The organism is Bradyrhizobium sp. AT1, assembly GCF_001590795.1.
In the GTDB taxonomy this organism is placed as follows: Bacteria; Pseudomonadota; Alphaproteobacteria; order Rhizobiales; family Xanthobacteraceae; genus Bradyrhizobium.
The window spans coordinates 1778230-1797829 of record NZ_JXDL01000001.1; the positions used below are offsets into that span (position 1 = coordinate 1778230).

Sequence of the window (19600 nt, forward strand, 5' to 3'; positions counted from 1 at the left end):
TTCCCGCTTCGCCTGCCGTTCGACTTCGGTCGAAGGCTTTGCGGGGAGCTAACTCGCATCGGACTGTGGCGGCAATTTAAACCCTTTGTTTACCTTAACTGGCCCGGACGCGATCATTCCCGGGTCGTGCGCCAGCATCAGGCCGAGCCGCCCCGGAATGACTCTTCAACAAGAAAAAGGCCCCGCCTTTCGGCGGGGCCTCCTGCTCCTCGGCTCTCAAACTCACTATTCCTGGCCGCGCTGGCCGCCCTGCTGCTGGCCGGGGCGATCGCCCTGACGCATCGGGTCGTTCTGCTGCTGCTGGCCGGGTTTCTGACCACCGCCCTGCTGCTGGCCCGGCTGCTGACCTGGGCGCTGCTGGCCGGGGTTCTGACTCTGCTGACCCGGGTTCTGGTTCTGCTGCTTCGTCATTCGGGGAACTCCCTTGTTGGACGTCAGAGTCGAGACAACGGACGGCGGCCGTTTTGGTTGCCCTGCGGAACCCGGTTCCTCGCAGTTGCGGACCCCCCAGCTACATCCGTCACGAAATGACCTCTGTACAACCGAGGCTTGCCCAGTTGCAGCCGCCAGTTCCCTCCTGTTACAAATCGGGAAGAATGCTAAGCGGCTGCCGGGGCCCAAGAAAACCACACTCCAACCCACTCTCCTCAGAGCTCACCTTGAGCCCGCGTCAGGTTTGGTACGGCAGCGCATGGATTATTTCACCCAGCAGCTCATCAACGGTCTCGTCCTGGGCTCGATCTACGGCCTGATCGCGATCGGCTACACGATGGTCTACGGCATCGTCGGCATGATCAACTTCGCCCATGGCGATGTCTTCATGATCGGCGGCTTCATTGCCCTGATCACCTTCCTGATCCTGATCTCGCTCGGGCTGACCGCGATCCCCCTGATCCTGCTGGTGGTGCTGCTGGTTTCGATGGCGATCACGGCGCTCTACGGCTGGACCATCGAGCGCATCGCCTACCGGCCGCTGCGCCATTCCTTTCGCCTCGCCCCGATGCTGTCGGCGATCGGCATGTCCTTCGTGCTGACCAACTATTCGCAGGTGGCGCAAGGCGCGCGCGTCAAGCCGATCCCGCCCGTCATCACCGGCGGCTATACGCTGCATGAGAGCGCGGACGGCTTCGTGATCCAACTCTCCAACATCCAGATCATCGTGGTCATCACCACGATCGTGCTGCTGGCGATCTTCACCTGGCTGGTGTCGCGCACCCGGCTCGGACGCGACATGCGCGCCTGCGAGCAGGACCAGACCATGGCGGCGCTGCTCGGCGTCGACGTCGACCGCACCATCTCCATGACCTTCGTGATCGGTGCCGCGCTCGCCGCGGTCGCGGGCCTGATGTACCTGCTCTATTACGGCCTCGTCGATTTCTTCATGGGCTTCGTCGCCGGCATCAAGGCGTTCACCGCTGCCGTGCTCGGCGGCATCGGCTCGCTGCCGGGCGCCATGCTCGGCGGCCTTGCGATCGGCCTGATCGAGACGCTCTGGTCGGCCTATTTCTCGGTCGAATACAAGGACGTCGCGGCGTTCTCGATCCTGATCGTCGTGCTGATCTTCATGCCGACCGGCCTGCTCGGCCGTCCCGAAGTCGAAAAAGTCTGACGGTCGCGCGTGGCAGCTCCCTCACCCATGAAGGCCAAACCGGGCGTCCCTTCCATCCTGAAGACGGCCTTCGTCAACGCGCTGATCGCGCTGGTGCTGTTCTCGTTGATGGTCGGCATCCGCACCGAGGCGGGCGCCTCGGGCCAGCTCACTTATTGGACGCGCTTCGGCGAACTCGCCTCCCTCGTCGCTGCGGTCTTCGGCGGCTCGATCGTGATCGAGCTGCTGCGGCAATGGATCGGCCCGAGCGGCGCCGAGAAACTGGTGCCGCCGGCGGTGAAGAGCGGCATGTCGTTCATCGGCCGCTACGTCGCCCCCGCTCTTCTGATCTTCACGCTGCTGGTGCCGGTGATCTTCTATAACCAGCGCTACATCCTCGACCTGGCGATCCTCGTGCTCACCTATGTCATGCTGGGCTGGGGACTGAACGTCGTGGTCGGGCTCGCCGGCCTGCTCGATCTCGGCTACGTCGCCTTCTATGCGGTCGGCGCTTATTCCTACGCACTGCTTGCAACCAATTTCGGCTGGTCGTTCTGGGTCTGCCTGCCGCTCGCCGGCATCCTCGCAGCGTTCTGGGGCGTCCTGCTCGGCTTTCCCGTTCTCCGCCTGCGCGGCGACTATCTCGCCATCGTGACGCTGGCCTTCGGTGAGATCATCCGCCTCGTCATCATCAACTGGCAGGAGCTCACCGGCGGCCCCAACGGCGTTTCCGGCATTCCCCGCCCCTCCTTCTTCGGCATCCCGCTCGACAACAGCGACGACGGGCTCGCGGCCTGGCTGCACATCGAATATTCGACGACGCATCGCATCGTGTTTCTGTTCTATCTGATCCTGGCCCTGGCGCTGCTCACCAACTGGGCGACGATCCGCCTTCGCCGCCTGCCGATCGGGCGGGCCTGGGAAGCCTTGCGCGAGGACGAGGTCGCCTGCCGCGCGCTCGGCATCAACACGACGACCACCAAGCTCACGGCATTCGCGACAGGAGCGATGTTCGGCGGCTTTGCCGGCGCGTTCTTCGCCACCCGCCAGGGCTTCATCAGCCCGGAATCCTTCACCTTCCAGGAATCGGCGCTGGTGCTCGCCATCGTCGTGCTCGGCGGCATGGGCTCGCAGCTCGGCGTCGCGCTGGCCGCGCTCACCATGATCGGTGGCTTCGAATTGTTCCGGAGCCTCGAGACCTACCGCATGCTGGTGTTCGGCATGGCCATGGTGCTGATCATGATCTGGCGGCCGCGCGGCCTGATCGGCCATCGCGCTCCGACCGTGTATCTGACCAAGGCACAGGCGATCTCCTCGGACCTCGTCAAGGAAGGGCACGGATGAGCGGCGACAAGATTCTCAACGTCGACCGGCTCGCCATGCGCTTCGGGGGCATCGTTGCCGTGCAAGACCTGTCCTTCTCGGCGACACGGAAGCAGATCACCGCGCTGATCGGGCCGAACGGCGCCGGCAAGACCACCGTGTTCAACTGCATCACCGGCTTCTACAAACCGAGCGGCGGAGCCATTCGCCTCACCCATGACGACGGCAGGACGATCGCGCTGGAGCGGCTGAACGATTTCCGCATCGCCAAGCAAGCCAAGGTCGCCCGCACCTTCCAGAACATCCGGCTGTTTCCCGGCATGACCGCGCTGGAAAACCTGATGGTGGCGCAGCACAATGCATTGATGCGCGCCTCAGGCTTCACTTTGCTCGGCCTCGTCGGCGCGCCCGTCTACCGTGAGGCCGAGAAGCGCGCGATCGATCTCGCCACCGACTGGCTCAAGCGGGTCAATTTGCTCGACCGCGCCGACGATGCCGCCGGCAATTTCGCCTATGGCGACCAGCGCCGGCTCGAGATCGCGCGCGCGATGTGCACCGAGCCTGCGCTGTTGTGCCTGGACGAGCCCGCGGCCGGCCTCAATGCGCGCGAAAGCGCGGCCTTGAGCGAGCTCCTGCTCTCGATCCGCGACGAACTCGGCACCTCGATCCTCCTGATCGAGCACGACATGTCGGTGGTGATGGAGATTTCCGACCACATCGTGGTGATGGACCATGGCGTCAAGATCGCCGAGGGCACGCCGCGCGAGGTCCGCGACGATCCCAAGGTGATCGCGGCCTATCTCGGCGCCGACGAGGAAGAGGCGGCAGCTGTGATGGAGGGCGGCTCGTGACGGCGGCGCCCTCTCCTCTGCTCGCCATCCGGGGCTTGCGCGCCGCCTACGGCAAGATCGAGGCGCTGAAGGGCGTCGACGTCGAGATCAACGCCGGCGAGATCGTGGCGCTGATCGGCGCCAACGGCGCCGGCAAGTCGACGCTGATGATGACGATCTTCGGGAAGCCGCGCGCCCGCGCCGGCCAGATCCTGTATGAAGGCCGCGACATCACTGACGTCCCCACCCACGAGATCGCGCATCTGCGCATCGCGCAATCGCCCGAGGGCCGCCGCATCTTCCCGCGCATGAGCGTGGCGGAAAACCTCCAGATGGGGGCGGACGCCACCGAATGCACCGAGGCCGAGCGCGAGGCGACGCTGCAGCGCGTCTTCACGCTGTTTCCGCGGCTGAAGGAACGCTACGCCCAGCGCGGCGGAACCCTGTCCGGCGGCGAGCAGCAGATGCTGGCGATCGGCCGCGCCTTGATGAGCCGTCCCCGCCTGCTGCTGCTCGACGAGCCCTCGCTGGGCCTCGCGCCGCTGATCGCGCGCCAGATCTTCGATGCGATCCGCACCCTGAACCGGCAGGACGGCCTGACCGTGCTGATCGTCGAGCAGAACGCCAACCATGCCCTCAAGCTCGCCCATCGCGGCTATGTCATGGTCAATGGCCTGATCACGCTGGCGGGCACCGGCGCCGAATTGTTGCAGCGCCCCGAGATTCGCGCCGCCTATCTGGAAGGCGGCCGGCACGGCTGACCAAGGCCGACAGCCAACACGAGCGGCCGAATATGGCGAGATATCTGCGCCAATGCCCGTATTTTGCCGGTGACTTCTCCTCGAATTCATTCAAGAATGGCGCCGGTTTGAACCGGGCATGCCCGGCAACGTCCACAGGCGACCACCCGCGAGGTATCTCATGAAATCACTGAAGCTCATCGGTCTGGCATTCGGCGTATCGATCGCGCTGTCGAGCGCGGCATTCGCGCAGGATGTCACCGTCGCAGTCGCAGGTCCGATGACCGGCGGCGAGTCCGCCTTCGGCCGCCAGATGAAGAACGGCGCCGAAATGGCCGTGGCCGATATCAATGCCGCCGGCGGTGTCAACGGCAAGAAGCTCGCACTGTCGGTCGAGGACGACGCGTGCGACCCGAAGCAGGCGCGCTCGATCGCCGAAAAGATCGCCGGCGCCAAGATGCCGTTCGTCGCCGGGCATTACTGCTCCTCGTCGTCGATTCCCGCCTCGGAGGCCTATGCGGACGGCAATGTCCTGCAGATCACCCCCGCCTCGACCAACCCGCTGTTCACCGAGCGCAAGCTGTGGAACGTGGCACGCGTCTGCGGCCGTGACGACCAGCAGGGCCTGATCGCGGCGCAGTACATCGCCAAGAACTACAAGGGCAAGAACATCGCGATCCTCAACGACAAGACCACCTACGGCAAGGGTCTTGCCGACGAGACCAAGAAGGCGCTCAACAAGGCCGGCGTCACCGAGAAGATGTACGAGTCCTACAACAAGGGCGACAAGGACTTCAACGCGATCGTCTCGCGCCTGAAACGCGACAACATCGACCTCGTCTATGTCGGCGGTTACCACCAGGAGAGCGGTCTCATCCTGCGCCAGATGCGCGACCAGGGACTCAAGACCGTGCTGATGGCCGGCGACGCGCTCGCCGACAAGGAGTACGCCTCGATCACCGGCCCTGCCGGCGAAGGCACCCTGTTCACCTTCGGCCCCGATCCGCGCAACAAGCCGACCGCCAAGAAGATCGTCGACGCCTTCAAGGCCAAGAACATCGATCCGGAGGGCTACACCCTCTACACCTATGCGGCGATGCAGGTCTGGTCGCAGGCGGCCAAGAAGGCCGGCACCACCGACGCCAAGAAGGTCATGGAGGCGATGAAGGCCGGCAAGTGGGACACCGTGATCGGCCCGATCGAGTATGACGCCAAGGGCGACATCAAGCAGATCGACTACGTCGTCTACAAATGGGACGCCAAGGGCGGCTACGCCGAGATCAAGGGCAACGGCACCTGAGCACGGCTCCGGGACTCAAATCCCGCCCGCCATGCGATCATCACCACGCCCCGGCTTGCCCCGGGGCGTTTTCTTTGTGGCAGGATCAAACGGCTGCGGGCAGCTCGCCGGCGGCCGCCGCCTGGGCCTTCCGAAGCGCCTGCAAGAGGTCGTTCGGCCGAAACGGCTTCTGCAGGCAGATCACGTTGGCGAGGTGCGGCGACTGCTCCATGAAATCCAGCGCCGTCATTCCGGACACCGCGATGACGGGGAGTGCCGGCGCACGCTCGCGCAGGGACGCAATGACGTCGACACCGCTGATATCGCCAAGGAAGATATCGACGATTGCCGCGTCGAAGGCGCTTTCCGCGAAGGTTTTCAGCCCGGCCGTACCGCTGTCGGCCTCCGCAACCTCGTAATGGTTGACCCGAAGCACGATCGCGATCATTGCGCGCACGTCCTTCTGGTCGTCGATGATGAGAACGCGAGGCATGGGAACAACTCCCGCAGATCGATCAAATGATATGATTCAAACCTGGAACCCGACACCGTGGCAGGGCATTATGACACCACCCAGTAAAGCGCATCTTACCTGATCCCCATTCCGCGTTCCCCCTCAAATTAAGTAAGCTGTAACCTTCGGTTGAGTCGTCGCGGCAACAGTTCACGACACGCGCCCGGAACGGGCTACCGTGGAGGTCGAAAGGTCAGTCTGCCGGATCTTGGAACTGCGGAGATGCTCAAAACGGGTCTGCACGAGATGAACGCGCCTGCGATCGACCGAAGCACATTTCTTTCAACGCTGCCGGCAACATCGGCCGACCGCACTGCGGCCTTGTGGATCATCGGCGTCTCTTCGATCCTGTTCGCCCTGGCCGTTCCGTTCGCAGGTATCCAGCTGCCGCCGGTCCCCGCCTTCGTCGCGAGCTACCAGTCCGCCCTGGCGGTGAGCGATATCATCACGGCAGTGCTGCTGCTGTCGCAGTTTTCGGTGCTGCGGACCCGCGCGCTGCTGTGGCTGTCAGCTGGTTACCTGTTCACCGCCGCGGCTGCGCTCGTCCATGCCCTCACCTTCCCCGGCCTGTTCGCGCCGACCGGGCTGTTAGGCGCCGGCAGCCAGACCACCGTCTGGCTCTACATGATCTGGCACGGCGGTTTCCCGCTGTTCGTGCTGGGCTATGCCTGGCTGAAGGAAAAGGACGGCGGTCCCAGAATCCGGGGCGCCACAAGCGGCCCGATCTACGCCATCGTGCTCGGCGTCGTCGCGACCATGGGTGCCTTCACCTGGATCGTCACCGCCCAGCACGATCTGTTGCCGGTCCTGCTCCGGGACGCCCGTTACACGCCGACCATGATCGGGGTCGTGTCCTTCGTGTGGTCGCTGAGCTTCGCCGCGCTCGTATCGCTGTGGTTCCGCCGCCCGCATTCGGTGATCGACGTCTGGCTCATGGTCGTGATGTGCGCATGGCTGTTCGACATCGCGCTGTCCGCAATCGTCAATGTCGTGCGCTTCGATCTCGGTTTCTACGCCGGCCGCCTCTATGGCCTCGGCGCGTCGAGCTTCGTGCTCGCGGTACTGCTGATCGAGAACGTCCGCCTTCAGGCCCGGACAGTGGGTCTCGTCGGCAGGCTGCGCGAACAATCGGCATCGGATCGCGACTTCTACGGCAAGCGCCTCGCGCTGTACGGCGCCGTCGTCGAATCCTCCAACGACGCTATCATCACCAAGACGCTCGACGGCATTATCACCGGGTGGAACAAGGCGGCAGAGCACTTGTTCGGCTATTCCGCCGCGGAAGCCGTCGGCAGGTCGATCGACATCATCGTACCACCGGACCGCAAGGGCGAAGTCAGGAGCATCCTCAACCAGATCGCCGGCAATGAGTCGATCGCCCAGCACGAGACCGTGCGGATTCGAAAGGATGGCCGCGCGCTCGACGTCGTCCTGAACGTGTCACCCTTGAGATCGGACAACGGAGAGATCATCGGGGCCTCCAAAATCGCCCATGACATCACGGAGGAGAAACAGGCGCGCGAGAAGCTGCGCCGCGAGACCGAGGAGCGCCAGCGCATCTTCGAGACCTCGCAGGACCTGATCCTGGTCACCGATGGTTTCGGCAATTTCATCCAGGTCAGCCCGAGCGTGAAGGACATTCTCGGCTTCAGCCCGGACGACATGATCGGGCACAGCGCGACCGAGTTCATCCACCCCGACGACCTCGAGAAGACGCGGGAGGAGATGCGCGCGGCGCGGCGCGGCGCGGTCAAGCGCAGCTTCGAGGCGCGCTACTATCATTACGACGGTCACGAGGTCACGCTGAACTGGATGGGCACCTGGTCCGAGCCGGTGAAGCGCCATTTCTTCATCGGCCGGGATCTCACGGAGAAGCAGGCCGCCGAAGCCCAGTTCCGGCAGGTCCAGAAGATGGATTCCATCGGCCAGTTGACCGGCGGCGTCGCGCACGACTTCAACAACGTGCTGACCGTCATCACGGGCACGATCGGCATTCTCAGCGATGCCGTCGCCGACCGGCCCGAGCTGGCTGCGATCACCAAGCTGATCGACGACGCCGCCGAGCGCGGCGCGCAGTTGACCAAGCATCTGCTCGCCTTCGCCCGCAAACAGCCGCTTCAGCCGCGCGAGATCGACGTCAACGCGCTGGCGCTCGAAGCCGCCAAGCTGCTGCACCCGACGCTGGGCGAGCAGATCACGATCATGCCGCAGCTCACCGAGGACGCCTGGCCGACGCTGGTCGATCCCGGCCAGCTCTCCACCGCGATCCTCAATCTCGCATTGAACGCGCGCGATGCCATGCCCGACGGCGGCACCTTGGTGCTGGAGACCCGCAACATCTTCCTCGACGACGGCTATGCCAGCATGAACCCCGATGTCGTCGCCGGCAATTACGTGATGATTGCGGTCAGTGACACCGGCAGCGGAATTCCGCCGGACCTGATCGAACGGGTGTTCGACCCGTTCTTCACCACCAAGGAGGTCGGCAAGGGCACAGGCCTCGGCCTCAGCATGGTGTTCGGCTTCGTCAAGCAGTCCGGCGGCCACATCAAGATCTACAGCGAGGTCGGCCACGGCACGAGCGTGAAGATCTACCTGCCGCGCTCGACCGGGGTGCAGGAGACCGAGTTCGAGGTGCAGCAGAACGCGCCCATCACCGGTGGCAACGAGAAGATCCTGATCGTCGAGGACGACGCGCTGGTGCGGCAATATGTTGTGACGCAGGTCAAGAGCCTCGGCTATACCGCGCTCGAGGCGGCCAACGGCGCGGAGGCCCTCACCATCATCGACAGCGACAACGCCATCGACCTGCTGTTCACCGACATCATCATGCCGGGCAACATGAACGGTCGCCAGCTTGCCGACGAAGCGGCGCGCCGCCGCCCTGATCTCAAGACGCTGTTCACCTCAGGCTACACCGAGAATGCCATCGTGCATCATGGCCGGCTCGATTCCGGCGTGTTGCTGCTGGCAAAGCCCTATCGCAAGTCCGAGCTCGCCAAGATGCTCAGAACGGCCCTGGCCAGTTGAGCCCGCGGCCGCTCTGCGCTATCGCAGAGGCGAAATCCCTCGAGCTCGCGAGGCCAGTTTGAACAACCTCCTCACCGATATCGCCGGTGTCCGCGTCGGACATGCCGAGGATGCCAAAGTCGCCTCCGGCACGACCGCGATCGTCTTCGACCAGCCAGCGGTCGCGGCGATCGATGTGCGAGGCGGCGGTCCCGGCACGCGTGAGGTTTCGCTGCTCGACGTCGCCAATACGGTCGAGCGGATCGACGCGATCGCCCTCTCCGGCGGCTCCGCCTTCGGTCTCGATGCCGGTGGCGGCGTACAGGCCTGGCTCGCCGAACAGGGCCGCGGGTTCAGGGTGAGGGAGGCCGTGATCCCCGTCGTCCCCGGCGCGATCGTGTTCGATCTGCTCAATGGCGGCGACAAGGCCTGGGGCCGCTTTTCGCCCTATCGCGACCTCGGCTACGCCGCCGCGGCCTCCGCTGGACCCGACTTCGCGCTCGGCAGCGTCGGCGCGGGCCTCGGTGCCACCACCGCCACCTTCAAGGGCGGCATCGGCTCGGCGTCGGCCGTGACCGCCAACGGCATCAAGGTCGGCGCGATCATGGTGGTGAATGCGGTCGGCAGCGTCACCGTCAGCAACGGCCCCTGGTTCTGGGCCGCGCCATTCGAGCAGAACGGCGAGTTCGGCGGACGCGGCCTGCCGCCCACCTTCACGCCCGACATGCTGGCGATGCGGATCAAGGGCGGCCCGGCCGCGAGTGAGCGCGAGAACACGACGATCGGCCTCGTCCTCACCGACGCGATCCTGAGCAAGGCACAGGCCAAGCGGCTCGCGATGATCGCTCAGACCGGATTTGCCCGCGCGATCTACCCGGTGCACGCGCCGCTCGACGGCGACGTGCTGTTCGCCGCGGCCACCTGCGAGAAGCCGATCGAGCCGCTGGTGGAGCTCACCGAGCTCGGCATGGTCGCCGCCAATGTCGTCGCGCGCGCGATCGCAAGCGGCGTTTACAACGCCACCGCGCTGCCGTTCCCGGGAGCGCTGCCGGCGTGGAAGGACCGGTTCGGTTAGAAACGAAACGGCGGATATGGCGTTATCCTGGCGGGCCAAGGTGCACCGCCATGCCGTCTTCCGTGATCCGGTTCTTTCGCTATGCGCCCGACACACGCGAGCTGAAGGTGACGTTCGTCAGCGGACGCCTCTATGTCTACGAGGACGTTCCGCCCGAGGTCGTCGCCGCGTTCAAGGACGCGCGCTCCAAGGGGACGTTCTTCAACCACGAAATCCGCGACCGGTATGCCTATCGTGACATCACGCACGAATATGCCGGCTGATTTCGGCTTCGCTCAGACGCTCATCGACATGGACGAGCCGGCCGCCGGGGCGCTTTGCCCCTGCCCGCCTTGCCGCTGCATCAACTGCGCGAACAGATCATAAGCCGAATTCCGCGGGCTGGAGGCGCCCGGCACCGTCGTCGACATCTTGAAGCCGTCGGCATAGGTGACGGTGGTGGTGGTCGAGCCATCGGCTGCGGTCGTCGTCGTCGAGGTCGACCCGCCGCCGGACTTCGACGAGGAATCCGCTCCATCGCCCGAGCCGCCAGCACCTTGCGCGTGATGGTGGCCGTGTCCGCTCTTCAGGGCCTTCGACATCTCGTCGAGACTGACATTGCCGTCCGCGTTCGCATCGAGTTTCGAGAACACGTCATCGGCCTTCGCGAGGTTGGTTCCGCCAGCGCCCAGCGCGTCCTCGAACTCGGACTTGGTGATGCTGCCGTCGCCGTCCGCATCGATCTGCGAGAACAGATCCTTGAGCGCAGCATCCCGGCGCGTCGACGTCGAGGAAGTCGAACTCGACGAGGACGAGGTCGAGGTCGTCGCAGTGCTGGCGGCGTCCGACGACTGGCTCTGCGCCGCGAACAGCGCATTCATCGTCTCCGGCGAGATCTGCGGATATTGACCGGCGTTGACCGAAGAGGCCGCGCCGCTGGACTTGCTGCCGCTGTCGATCGAGAACGGATTGCTCGCGCCCTGCGCGGACCCCGTCTTGTGCGTCGAGGAGGACGATTTCGAGTTCGTCAGCGACTGGATCGCGTCGAGTGCGCTCGAGACGGCGCCAAGGGCGAACAACATTGCACAACTCCAACCGATGCGGCATGCCGCGGCCAATGCTCTGCAGGTGATGTCAGCAAGCGTCGTGCCAGCGCAAAAAGCTCAATGAAATCCGCCCTTCGTGCGCCTCGCAGCACCCGGAAACACCGGCAATTCATGCCGGTCGCGGCAGAAATTTCCGCCCACAGGAAGCACGCCGGCCGTGCATTGCCCGCCGTGGAGGCCCATGTTAGGCGAGGCCATCTTTCACGCCCCGCCTCCGGGAAACCGCGCCATGACCCAAGCCTTCGCCCCCCGCCCCCTGGCCATCGCGCCCTCGATCCTGGCTTCGGATTTTTCCAGGCTCGGCGAGGAGGTGCGCAGCGTCGACGCCGCCGGCGCCGACTGGATCCATCTCGACGTGATGGACGGACACTTCGTTCCCAACATCTCGTACGGCCCCGACGTCATCAAGGCGATGCGGCCGCACACCAAGAAGGTGTTCGACGCGCATCTGATGATCTCGCCCTGCGACCCCTATCTCGAGGCCTTCGCGAAAGCCGGCTGCGACCACATCACTGTGCATGCGGAGGCCGGCCCCCATTTGCACCGCTCGCTCCAGGCGATCCGCGCGCTCGGCAAGAAGGCCGGCGTCTCGCTCAACCCAGGCACGCCGATCAGCGCGCTCGAATATGTGCTCGATCTCGTCGACCTCGTGCTGGTGATGTCGGTCAATCCCGGCTTCGGCGGCCAGGCCTTCATCCCCTCCGCGATCGGCAAGATCCGCGACATCCGCGCGATGACCGCGGGACGCCCGATCGACATCGAGGTCGACGGCGGCGTCGGCCCTGACGTTGCGGGCGCGCTTGCCGCAGCCGGTGCCAACGCTTTCGTTGCCGGCACATCCGTGTTCAAGGGCGGCACGCAGGAAGCCTACAAGACCAACATCGCCGCGATCCGCAACGCGGCACTGGGAGCCCGCGGCGAAGCCATCTGAGAACCATTCGCGGGTCCCGAACCGGCGCCACCGCCGCCGCGACCAAAGACAATGAATGGAATTCGCGCCACTCCGTTTTCCGCGGGCTTGCAACGCCTGCGCGCCGAATCCCTGCAGGACGGAGAGCGGGTGATCTGGCAGGGCCAGCCCGACGGCGTCGCCCACATGATGATGTGGCGGCATCTTTGGTGGATCGGATTTCCCTGGCTGTTGCTGGCCGTCATCGCCATCGGCTTCGATTGGATCGGCGGCGCGGCCCAGCCTCTCGCGATGCTCGGCGTTGCGATGGTTGCGACCCCGCTGGTGATGCTGCTGCAGGACCTGCAGACGCTCTATCTCATTACCGATCGCCGCGCGCTCATCTTGCGAACGGCCTGGGGCAGACGGACGGTGAGCCGAACACCATTCCAGGCGATGGACCCCGATTTCGAAATCCTCGACATCGGCCGTGGCGCCGGTCACCTCAATTTCGCGTCGGGAAGATCGACCCGCTCGCCCGATACCGACTACACTGGACGCTACGGATTTCGCTGTCTTCGAGATGCACCGCGCATACGGGAGATCCTCGAACGCGCACGCACGGGCGCGATGCGGCAGCACGGGAAAAACATCGCGGCTTTTACGGGTGTTGCGACGCGCAATGCCTAAAATTGCAACCTTGATCCGTACTCATCCGGACTTCACTGATTCGCGCAAATCACCACAAGTGATTCCTGCCTGCTTTTGACGGGAGGACATCATGACGGCGACTCTGCTCTGGACCGGCGTAGCGTTGTGGTTGGCGTTCAATGCGGCGATTGCGGCACGCAGCCTCTACGTGGCGCGACCGGTGAAGGCCGGGGCTTCTGCCCGCGTCATCCACTTCCATCGTCGCCGGGGCTGAGTGTGATGCAGATCGCCCTCGTGAAGCGTCAGCCGAAACGCAGGTGCCGCATTCCGCGCCGCCCGCATCCGAGCCTCGATTACTTCTTCGGCCGCCTCGATCGCACCGAGGGCACGCTGGACGACGATGCGGGGCTCGACACGACCGACCTCGACCACTCCTTTCCTTCTCAACGCCGACACTAGATTTACCTTCCGGACCGCCCATGAAACCGCACTGCCCGAATTGCCTGAAGGAAATGACCAAGGCATCCGCCTCGCGTAACCTGTTCAATTGCGAACCCTGCCGCGAGATCATCCAGTATTTTGGCGGCAGCGCGGATCACGGCGAGCCCGGCCCGCAATTCTCCTGGCCGATCCGCCGCAAGCGCGTCGCCCACACCGCTCACGCGGCCTGATCAGCCCGAAAAAGCGCAGCCTTATCCGGCTGCCTCGCCGGCCTCAGTCTCACCGATATCCCCCGCCATCCGCGGCGGCCGGACCACGGTGACGGTGCAACTCGCTTCCGAGGCCACCTTGGCCGAGACGCTGCCGAGCAGCGAGCGTCTGAACGAGTTCTGCCGCGCGCCGATGATGACATGGTCGACCTGGTTGACCTCGGCAAACTCCAGGATCGCGGCGGCGGGATCGACCGCCTCCAGCACGTGAGCCGACAGCCGGCTCTCATCCAATTTGAGCGGCGTCGCCCAATGCCTGAGCGCCACCAGACGGTCGATATGCTTGTTGGACCCCTGCTCGTCGAGCGTCCGGTCGATCGCGATCCGGTTCAGCTTGAGCACGTTGACGCAGGCGAGCCGCGCTGACGGCAAGGTGGCGAGGATGCGCTCGGTGGTCACGCGCAGCGCCTCGTTCAGCTCCGGCGCGCCTTCCACGGTGTCGAGCGCGACGGCGAGGATTGGGCTCGACGCGATTTGGGCGGCGACATCCGATTTCGCGCGCGGCGCCATGACGCCCAGATTGAAGCGGCGACGCCAGGCGACGCTGAGCGGGTCGCGCTTGATCCGCTCCGAGCGCGTTGTGAGCTTGACCTGATCGGGATGGGCGAGATCGAAGGCGAGCTGGGACGCCGTCGGATAGCGCCACACCGGCTCGATCTCGAGACACCGCAGCACCACCTCCTGCAGCCAGGGCGGATAGTCGGCGCGCAAGCTCCGCGGCGGATACGGATCCCGCCACAGCCGGCGCCGCATCGCACGCAGCGTCTCGCCCTCGCCGAACGGACGCTCGCCGGTGGTGAAGAAATACAGCAGCACGCCGAGCGAAAACAGGTCGCTGCGCGGATCGTCGCGCACCCCCGACAGCCGTTCGGGCGCCATGTACGGCGCGGTGCCGTAAGGCAGGCGGAATTCCTCCTGCAAAAGGTCCGGCAGGTGGTTGTGATGCGACAGGCCGTAATCGATCAGCACCGCCTCGCCGCTCTCGCGGAACATGATGCTGCTCGGCTTGATGTCGTGATGGATCACGTTCTGCCGGTGCAGATCGGCCAGCGCGGTTGCGATCCTGGCCACGAGCAGCCGCGCTTCGTCATAAGGCAGCGGCAGGTCGGGCAGCCGCTTGTAGAGCGTGGTGCCACCGATTCGCTCGATCACGACATAGGCCTGGTGCGCGAAATCGCCGGTGCCGAAGCAGGTCGGGACGTGCGGACCCGCGAGCCGCGGCAGGATCATCATTTCCATCTCGAAGGAGACGATCGCGGCGGGGTCTTCGCCCTCAGCCACCCGCGGGATCTTCATCAGGAGCGGCACGTCGATGCCGGGATGGGTGACGGTCCAGAGCGTTGCCATACCGCCGGCATGAACGCATTCACCGATGGTGTAGCCATCGATCACCGCGCCGGATTTGACCAGAGGCTTCGGCATTGCCGTCAGCGCCCCTGCGACAGGCGGTCGGCGAGCCAGTGCGGCAGGCCGTTGTCGCGGATCCTGCCCGCCGCGCTCGCGACGTCATAGGGCGCGCGGCAATAGGTGATCTGGCACGATTCGGTGTCGAACAGGACGAAGGCAGCCGACGGATCGCCGTCGCGGGGCTGGCCGACCGAGCCGAGCACGGCGAGCCATTGCCGCCCGCGCAGCAGCTGCACCGGGACGTCAGTCTTCGGTGTGAAGCTCGTCATCTTCGCCGTCACCGACATCGAATAGAGCGCTGGGCGATGGATATGACCGCAGAACGTGACATGGGCGGGCGTCGCAATCAGGCTCTTGGCGGCGTCCACGGTGGAGCGAACATAGTGCCAGCGCTGCGGGTGAGAGGCTTCCGAGTGCACGAAGAGACGATCGCTGTCCTGCACCAGCATCGGCAACTCGGCCAGGAACCGCCGCTGCGCGGCGTCGAGCCGGCCCCGCGTCCATTCGATTGCGACCTGCGCCTCGGCGTTCATCGTCTCCGCCGAGGAATTGACGGCTTGGTCGTGATTGCCGCGCACGGCCAGGGCACCGTTGGCAACCAGCTCCATCGCGGCATCCACCACCCATTCCGGATCGGCGCCATAGCCGACGAAGTCGCCGAGCAGCACGAACTGCTCCGCGCCCTTCGCACGGGCGACCTTCAGGCAGGCCTCGAAGGCTTGCCGGTTGCCGTGGATATCCGAAAAGACAGCGAGAAGCACGCACCCTCCACCCTTCAATTCTTATTGAAGCCCGATACGGCCAAATTGAGGGAGGTCAAGAACATGCGCCAGCGCCGCGCCGATTACCAGCGCCCCGCGGACGATAGCGAAGAGCCTATTGCTCGTCCTTTGGCGGCATCCGGGGCGGTGGGATCGGTGTGAATACGGCGCCTTGCGCGCCGGCTGGCGGGGCCATGAATTCGCCGGTCGAGGAATCGCCGCCGGTGGTCTCCATGATCGTCTTGGGCGTCACATATTCGCGGACCATGTCGAGGAGGCTGCCATCGCCGCCGCCGAAATCCGCGGCGCGACCGCCTTGCGGATGTCCCAGAGCGATCTCGTTTTCCGCGGCATGGGTCTTGTCGGCGAGCCCGTCGTTGTAGGGCACACGGAAGGCGCGCGGGATACCGCTCGGACGATTGTCCTCGTCGAGCTGCTCGACCCAGAGATAGATCGAGCCGGGATCGCCCTGAAGCGAATGCGGCTCGACGATGCGGGACTTCAGGAGCTTGAAGGAGGTCGGCAACCTGTCCGTGCTGGCCCATCCGAGCAGCCCGCGCATCTCGGTGAAGCTGACGACATAGAAGGCGCTGGTCACGACCACCGCGACCGCCTTCAGCGACCAGTGCAGCCGCGCATAGACCAGCACGACCAGCAGCAGCGCACCGATGACGGCATAGGCGACCGATAGCGTGAGGATGACCGTTTGCAGACTAGTCACGGCGTATCCTCTTGGCGTTGCTGCTCACACCCGTCCTCGGGTCGAGATCGGCCCCGTTGCGCCAGCTGCTGCGGAACGTCTCGAGCAGCGATTTCGGCCGCTGATTCACATCGACGACCTTGCCCTCTGTGTCGAGCCGGAATCGCACCGCGGTCTTCTCGTCGCCGGTGTGGTCGAGCGTGAACTTGTTGTCGAACACGACCTGAGCTGTCGGATTGAGTTTCTGCACCTTCACATTCGCCGTCACGGGCTCGCCGGTGGTGGCGACGAAATGCGAGACGTTGACGGTGTATTCGCCGGCGACGATGCCGCGCAGCGTGACGATCTCCTCGCGGATGGGCGAGGCAATCTTCTTGCCGGCGACCATGATGAAGTCGTTGGCCCCGCCGCGGTCGTCGCGGTCGAGCGTAAGGAAACCGGCCTCGCGGTGGCGATACCAGGCGATGTTGCCGGCGGGATCCTGCACGAACAGGTCGAGATCGTCGGGGTGGTTGTCCGGCCAGTCCAGCGTGATGATGAACTCCGCCTTGGAGTCGATCTTGCCGTCCTTGGCGTCCGGAGAGACCGCGAGCAGCGCCAGGAAGAACAGGAACGCGATCACCTGGAGCGCCTTGAACAGCATCACGCCCAGCGGATCGAACGGCTCCTCGCGCGGATAGAGACCGAAATCATCCATCATGACGGGGTTCCGGCGCCTTTGCGCTCCAGCGCCGGCGTCACATAGGTCTCGGTCAGCACAACCGCGTCGGAGAACACCCTCTGGGTCGCGGCATCCAGCATGTAATACTGGATCCGGACGAGGATCGAGCCGACGAGACCGGCAAGCGTCGTGTACATCGCGACCGCCATGCCGTCGCTCATCAGCCCCATCGAGGAGCGCATCGCGACCTTGTCGGCGGCATCCAGCCCCGCGATCGGCGCCAGCATGATGATGAAACCGACGATGGTACCGAGCAGGCCGAGCTTCATCAGCGTGTCGGAAACGAAGGCGCCAAACCCGTTGGAGCCGCGCAGGCGGTCGGCGAGCGTTCGCAGCAGCAGCGTCTGATCCACCGGGCGATAGTCCTGCGCGGCGGCCTTGGTGACGAGGCTTTCGATGTGATCCCGCACGAGCCCGCGCGGCAGCGACGTCGCACGCGCATCGAGCACCTTGCCGCCATCGGGCGCCGCGAGCGCTGCACGGCAGCGCCGCGCCGCCGCGCCCTCCCGCGCGATCGCCCGCGTGCGCAGGAAGCAGTGGCCGCAGGTGAGGATATAGAGCACCGCGATGACGCTCGAAATGTAGGTGCGGTCCGAGGTCAGCATCAGATGGATCAGGCCGAACCGCCACAGCAGCACGACGGCGAAGATCGAGAGCCCGGTGAAGATCATCCAGAACAGGAGCGCACTGCGCTCGGATGGGTCGGTCGTGACAGGCGCGATCGGTCCAATCGTCATCGAACTCATGCTGCACCGCTCCTCGGCCGCAACGATCGGCCCATCAAGATTTCCACCCGATTAGATCAAAGCCGCTGTCCCAGGTCCAAAGACCCATGCCCAATCCGGCTTGGGAAATTTGCCCGAACTGCGATCGTGCAGAACCCTGCGATTGGCAAGGCGCGGCGGTGTTGTTAGGCTGACCTTATCAAACGTTGAGGGTGATCGCATGCGCCTCGTGCTTCAGCTCGTCGCCCGTCTGCTGCTCATCGTGGCGCTTTGCCTCGGAGCCGCGACCGTATGGGCCACGTTCGACGCCTATCGCAGCGTCGACCGGGCAACCGCGGCCTCCGCGCAGCGGGTCGCGCAGGCCCTCCAGGCCTTGTACTGGCATGAGTTCTTGTTGCGCAGCAGCAGAACGCGCGAGCAGCTTCTGCCGGTTCCGGAATGGCGCACACTGGAGACGATGAAGCTGATTTCGCCGGGCGTGTGCGTCGAGTTCCAACCGGCCATCGCATTCGAAAAGCCGCTCTGCGGCCAGAGCGAGGGGCTGGGCAAGACACCGCCGCGCTGGTTCGCATCGATCGTGCCGATCTTCCTCGGCAGCCACGCCGAAGTGGTGCGGCCGGTCAGCCCCCGCGCCGCCTCGGCCGGCACCGTGGTTGCAACGCCGGACGCCGCAGCCGCGATCTCGCTCGCCTGGGAGTACATTCTCAACGTGATCGACGTCGCGTTGTTGATGGCGGCAGCGATCGCGCTGCTGGCATCGCTCGCGATCGCGCATGCGCTGGCCCCAGCGCGCACAATCGTGACCGCGCTGCAGCGCATGGCGCGCGGACAGTATCGCACCAAACTGCCACGCTTCCGTTCGATGGAGCTGGCGATGATCGGCAACGCCGTCGGCGAGCTCGGCACCCGCCTGGAGGAAGCCACCGAGCAGCGCGCCGCCCTGACGCGGCGCCTGATCGAGATCCGCGACGACGAGCGCCGCGCCCTCGCCCGCGAGCTGCATGACGAATTCGGGCAGAATCTCTCCGCCATCCTCGCTTTCGCCAACACGATCGAGACGGCGAGCGCGAAGGGAAATGCCGACAACGGCGCCGCTCAGGATGCGCGCATGATCTCGCAGGCCACCCATCACCTGATGGCCTCGCTGCGTGATGCGCTGAAGCGCCTGCGCAATCCCCTGCCCGAGGAGCTCGGGCTCGAGGCGAGCCTCGTCAATCTCGTCGACAGCTGGCGCTCGCAGAGTGCGGCGCGGCCGACGATCCAGCTCGACCTCAGGGGCGACCTCGCCGACATCAGCGGCCCGGCCGCCACCACCGCCTATCGCGTCGCACAGGAATGCCTGACCAACGCGCTGCGTCACGGCGCGGCGAGCGAGATCACCTTGCGCATCGAGCGGCGCGCGGGTGATGACGACGCGTTGCTGATCCGCGTCGAGGATGATGGCGGCGGCGATGCGGAGCGCGTCGCGCAATCGGCCGGCTTCGGCCTCACCGGCATCCGCGAGCGCGTCAAGGCGGCCGGCGGATCGCTGTCGATCCTGCCTGCCCGTGGCGGCCTCAGCGTCGCCGCCACCATCCCGCTCGCCGCGTGAGG

22 protein-coding genes are annotated in these 19600 nt (G+C 65.2%); 14 read left to right on the forward strand and 8 right to left on the reverse strand.

The window, feature by feature from the left end:
• Positions 1-225: 225 nt before the first annotated feature.
• Positions 226-411, reverse strand: coding sequence for a hypothetical protein (locus SE92_RS36550; protein WP_063195310.1), 186 nt, complete (start codon positions 409-411; stop codon positions 226-228).
• Between the two features lie 280 nt (positions 412-691).
• Here SE92_RS36550 and SE92_RS08600 point away from each other — a divergent pair, with 280 nt between their 5' ends.
• From SE92_RS08600 to SE92_RS08620, 5 genes are all read left to right on the forward strand, one after another.
• Positions 692-1609, forward strand: coding sequence for an ABC transporter permease subunit (locus tag SE92_RS08600; protein WP_063195311.1), 918 nt, complete (start codon positions 692-694; stop codon positions 1607-1609).
• A 27-nt stretch (positions 1610-1636) separates the two neighbouring features.
• Positions 1637-2932 carry a high-affinity branched-chain amino acid ABC transporter permease LivM gene (livM, locus tag SE92_RS08605; RefSeq protein ID WP_063195312.1) on the forward strand — a complete coding sequence of 432 codons (1296 nt, stop codon included), beginning with the start codon at positions 1637-1639 and terminating at the stop codon, positions 2930-2932.
• Positions 2929-3762 carry an ABC transporter ATP-binding protein gene (locus SE92_RS08610; RefSeq protein ID WP_063195313.1) on the forward strand — a complete coding sequence of 278 codons (834 nt, stop codon included), beginning with the start codon at positions 2929-2931 and terminating at the stop codon, positions 3760-3762. The genes livM and SE92_RS08610 overlap by 4 nt, the downstream gene beginning before the upstream one ends.
• On the forward strand, positions 3759-4502 hold the full coding sequence (locus tag SE92_RS08615) for an ABC transporter ATP-binding protein (protein WP_063195314.1): 744 nt from the start codon (positions 3759-3761) through the stop codon (positions 4500-4502). Before SE92_RS08610 ends, SE92_RS08615 begins: the two co-directional genes overlap by 4 nt.
• A gap of 160 nt (positions 4503-4662) precedes the next feature.
• The gene (locus SE92_RS08620; protein ID WP_063195315.1) at positions 4663-5781 is read left to right on the forward strand and encodes a branched-chain amino acid ABC transporter substrate-binding protein; all 1119 of its coding nucleotides are present in this window, start codon (positions 4663-4665) and stop codon (positions 5779-5781) included.
• Positions 5782-5866: 85 nt separating this feature from the next.
• On the opposite strand, the gene SE92_RS08625 is transcribed toward SE92_RS08620, so the two are convergent.
• The gene (locus SE92_RS08625) at positions 5867-6253 is read right to left on the reverse strand and encodes a response regulator (protein ID WP_063195316.1); all 387 of its coding nucleotides are present in this window, start codon (positions 6251-6253) and stop codon (positions 5867-5869) included.
• A gap of 243 nt (positions 6254-6496) precedes the next feature.
• On the opposite strand from SE92_RS08625, the gene SE92_RS08630 reads away from it, so the two are divergent.
• Genes SE92_RS08630 through SE92_RS08640 form a run of 3 tightly spaced genes read left to right on the forward strand, consistent with a single transcriptional unit; the run spans position 6497 to position 10621 of the window.
• On the forward strand, positions 6497-9304 hold the full coding sequence (locus SE92_RS08630; RefSeq protein WP_063195317.1) for a PAS domain S-box protein: 2808 nt from the start codon (positions 6497-6499) through the stop codon (positions 9302-9304).
• A 58-nt stretch (positions 9305-9362) separates the two neighbouring features.
• On the forward strand, positions 9363-10358 hold the full coding sequence (locus SE92_RS08635) for a P1 family peptidase (RefSeq protein WP_063195318.1): 996 nt from the start codon (positions 9363-9365) through the stop codon (positions 10356-10358).
• 50 nt (positions 10359-10408) lie between these two features.
• A complete protein-coding gene (locus SE92_RS08640; protein ID WP_063195319.1) occupies positions 10409-10621 on the forward strand; it encodes a KTSC domain-containing protein in 213 nt (70 codons plus the stop codon).
• Positions 10622-10633: 12 nt separating this feature from the next.
• On the opposite strand, the gene SE92_RS08645 is transcribed toward SE92_RS08640, so the two are convergent.
• Positions 10634-11419 (reverse strand): EF-hand domain-containing protein, encoded by a 786-nt coding sequence (locus SE92_RS08645; protein WP_063195320.1) that lies wholly within the window; start codon positions 11417-11419, stop codon positions 10634-10636.
• A 253-nt stretch (positions 11420-11672) separates the two neighbouring features.
• On the opposite strand from SE92_RS08645, the gene rpe reads away from it, so the two are divergent.
• From rpe to SE92_RS08665, 5 genes are all read left to right on the forward strand, one after another.
• A complete protein-coding gene (gene rpe, locus SE92_RS08650; RefSeq protein ID WP_063195321.1) occupies positions 11673-12374 on the forward strand; it encodes a ribulose-phosphate 3-epimerase in 702 nt (233 codons plus the stop codon).
• 210 nt (positions 12375-12584) lie between these two features.
• Entirely contained in the window at positions 12585-13022 is a 438-nt protein-coding gene (locus SE92_RS08655; protein WP_245324505.1) for a hypothetical protein, read from the forward strand.
• A 91-nt stretch (positions 13023-13113) separates the two neighbouring features.
• Positions 13114-13257, forward strand: a complete 144-nt coding sequence (locus SE92_RS36555; protein WP_198172586.1) for a hypothetical protein — start codon at positions 13114-13116, stop codon at positions 13255-13257.
• Positions 13258-13262: 5 nt separating this feature from the next.
• Positions 13263-13442 carry a hypothetical protein gene (locus tag SE92_RS08660; protein WP_063195323.1) on the forward strand — a complete coding sequence of 60 codons (180 nt, stop codon included), beginning with the start codon at positions 13263-13265 and terminating at the stop codon, positions 13440-13442.
• A gap of 53 nt (positions 13443-13495) precedes the next feature.
• Entirely contained in the window at positions 13496-13654 is a 159-nt protein-coding gene (locus SE92_RS08665) for a hypothetical protein (RefSeq protein ID WP_245324506.1), read from the forward strand.
• Positions 13655-13675: 21 nt separating this feature from the next.
• On the opposite strand, the gene SE92_RS08670 is transcribed toward SE92_RS08665, so the two are convergent.
• The 5 genes from SE92_RS08670 to SE92_RS08690 form a co-directional block, all read right to left on the reverse strand.
• Positions 13676-15115: a serine/threonine protein kinase gene (locus SE92_RS08670; protein WP_063195325.1), complete on the reverse strand. Its 1440-nt coding sequence runs from the start codon at positions 15113-15115 to the stop codon at positions 13676-13678.
• A 5-nt stretch (positions 15116-15120) separates the two neighbouring features.
• Complete coding sequence (locus tag SE92_RS08675) at positions 15121-15861, reverse strand: metallophosphoesterase family protein (protein WP_063195326.1); 741 nt, start codon at positions 15859-15861, stop codon at positions 15121-15123.
• Between the two features lie 115 nt (positions 15862-15976).
• On the reverse strand, positions 15977-16582 hold the full coding sequence (locus SE92_RS08680) for a hypothetical protein (RefSeq protein ID WP_063195327.1): 606 nt from the start codon (positions 16580-16582) through the stop codon (positions 15977-15979).
• Positions 16575-17261 carry a DUF2135 domain-containing protein gene (locus tag SE92_RS08685; protein WP_063195328.1) on the reverse strand — a complete coding sequence of 229 codons (687 nt, stop codon included), beginning with the start codon at positions 17259-17261 and terminating at the stop codon, positions 16575-16577. Before SE92_RS08685 ends, SE92_RS08680 begins: the two co-directional genes overlap by 8 nt.
• Positions 17258-18028 carry a MotA/TolQ/ExbB proton channel family protein gene (locus SE92_RS08690; protein ID WP_063195329.1) on the reverse strand — a complete coding sequence of 257 codons (771 nt, stop codon included), beginning with the start codon at positions 18026-18028 and terminating at the stop codon, positions 17258-17260. The genes SE92_RS08685 and SE92_RS08690 overlap by 4 nt, the downstream gene beginning before the upstream one ends.
• 199 nt (positions 18029-18227) lie before the next feature.
• Between SE92_RS08690 and SE92_RS08695 the strand changes: the two genes are divergently transcribed.
• Positions 18228-19598 carry a sensor histidine kinase gene (locus tag SE92_RS08695; protein ID WP_063195330.1) on the forward strand — a complete coding sequence of 457 codons (1371 nt, stop codon included), beginning with the start codon at positions 18228-18230 and terminating at the stop codon, positions 19596-19598.
• The last annotated feature ends 2 nt before the right edge of the window (positions 19599-19600 follow it).

What these genes read in the sequence shown, in the direction of transcription:
- SE92_RS08610 (WP_063195313.1), top strand. Translation starts at nt 2,929, where the DNA reads ATGAGCGGCGACAAGATTCTCAACGTCGACCGGCTCGCCATGCGCTTC.
- SE92_RS08695 (WP_063195330.1), top strand. Translation starts at nt 18,228, where the DNA reads ATGCGCCTCGTGCTTCAGCTCGTCGCCCGTCTGCTGCTCATCGTGGCG.
- rpe (WP_063195321.1), top strand. Translation starts at nt 11,673, where the DNA reads ATGACCCAAGCCTTCGCCCCCCGCCCCCTGGCCATCGCGCCCTCGATC.
- SE92_RS36555 (WP_198172586.1), top strand. Translation starts at nt 13,114, where the DNA reads ATGACGGCGACTCTGCTCTGGACCGGCGTAGCGTTGTGGTTGGCGTTC.
- SE92_RS08600 (WP_063195311.1), top strand. Translation starts at nt 692, where the DNA reads ATGGATTATTTCACCCAGCAGCTCATCAACGGTCTCGTCCTGGGCTCG.
- SE92_RS08685 (WP_063195328.1), bottom strand. Translation starts at nt 17,261, where the DNA reads ATGATGGATGATTTCGGTCTCTATCCGCGCGAGGAGCCGTTCGATCCG.
- SE92_RS08625 (WP_063195316.1), bottom strand. Translation starts at nt 6,253, where the DNA reads ATGCCTCGCGTTCTCATCATCGACGACCAGAAGGACGTGCGCGCAATG.
- livM (WP_063195312.1), top strand. Translation starts at nt 1,637, where the DNA reads ATGAAGGCCAAACCGGGCGTCCCTTCCATCCTGAAGACGGCCTTCGTC.
- SE92_RS08630 (WP_063195317.1), top strand. Translation starts at nt 6,497, where the DNA reads ATGCTCAAAACGGGTCTGCACGAGATGAACGCGCCTGCGATCGACCGA.
- SE92_RS36550 (WP_063195310.1), bottom strand. Translation starts at nt 411, where the DNA reads ATGACGAAGCAGCAGAACCAGAACCCGGGTCAGCAGAGTCAGAACCCC.
- SE92_RS08640 (WP_063195319.1), top strand. Translation starts at nt 10,409, where the DNA reads ATGCCGTCTTCCGTGATCCGGTTCTTTCGCTATGCGCCCGACACACGC.
- SE92_RS08620 (WP_063195315.1), top strand. Translation starts at nt 4,663, where the DNA reads ATGAAATCACTGAAGCTCATCGGTCTGGCATTCGGCGTATCGATCGCG.
- SE92_RS08660 (WP_063195323.1), top strand. Translation starts at nt 13,263, where the DNA reads ATGCAGATCGCCCTCGTGAAGCGTCAGCCGAAACGCAGGTGCCGCATT.
- SE92_RS08665 (WP_245324506.1), top strand. Translation starts at nt 13,496, where the DNA reads ATGACCAAGGCATCCGCCTCGCGTAACCTGTTCAATTGCGAACCCTGC.
- SE92_RS08670 (WP_063195325.1), bottom strand. Translation starts at nt 15,115, where the DNA reads ATGCCGAAGCCTCTGGTCAAATCCGGCGCGGTGATCGATGGCTACACC.
- SE92_RS08645 (WP_063195320.1), bottom strand. Translation starts at nt 11,419, where the DNA reads ATGTTGTTCGCCCTTGGCGCCGTCTCGAGCGCACTCGACGCGATCCAG.
- SE92_RS08690 (WP_063195329.1), bottom strand. Translation starts at nt 18,028, where the DNA reads ATGAGTTCGATGACGATTGGACCGATCGCGCCTGTCACGACCGACCCA.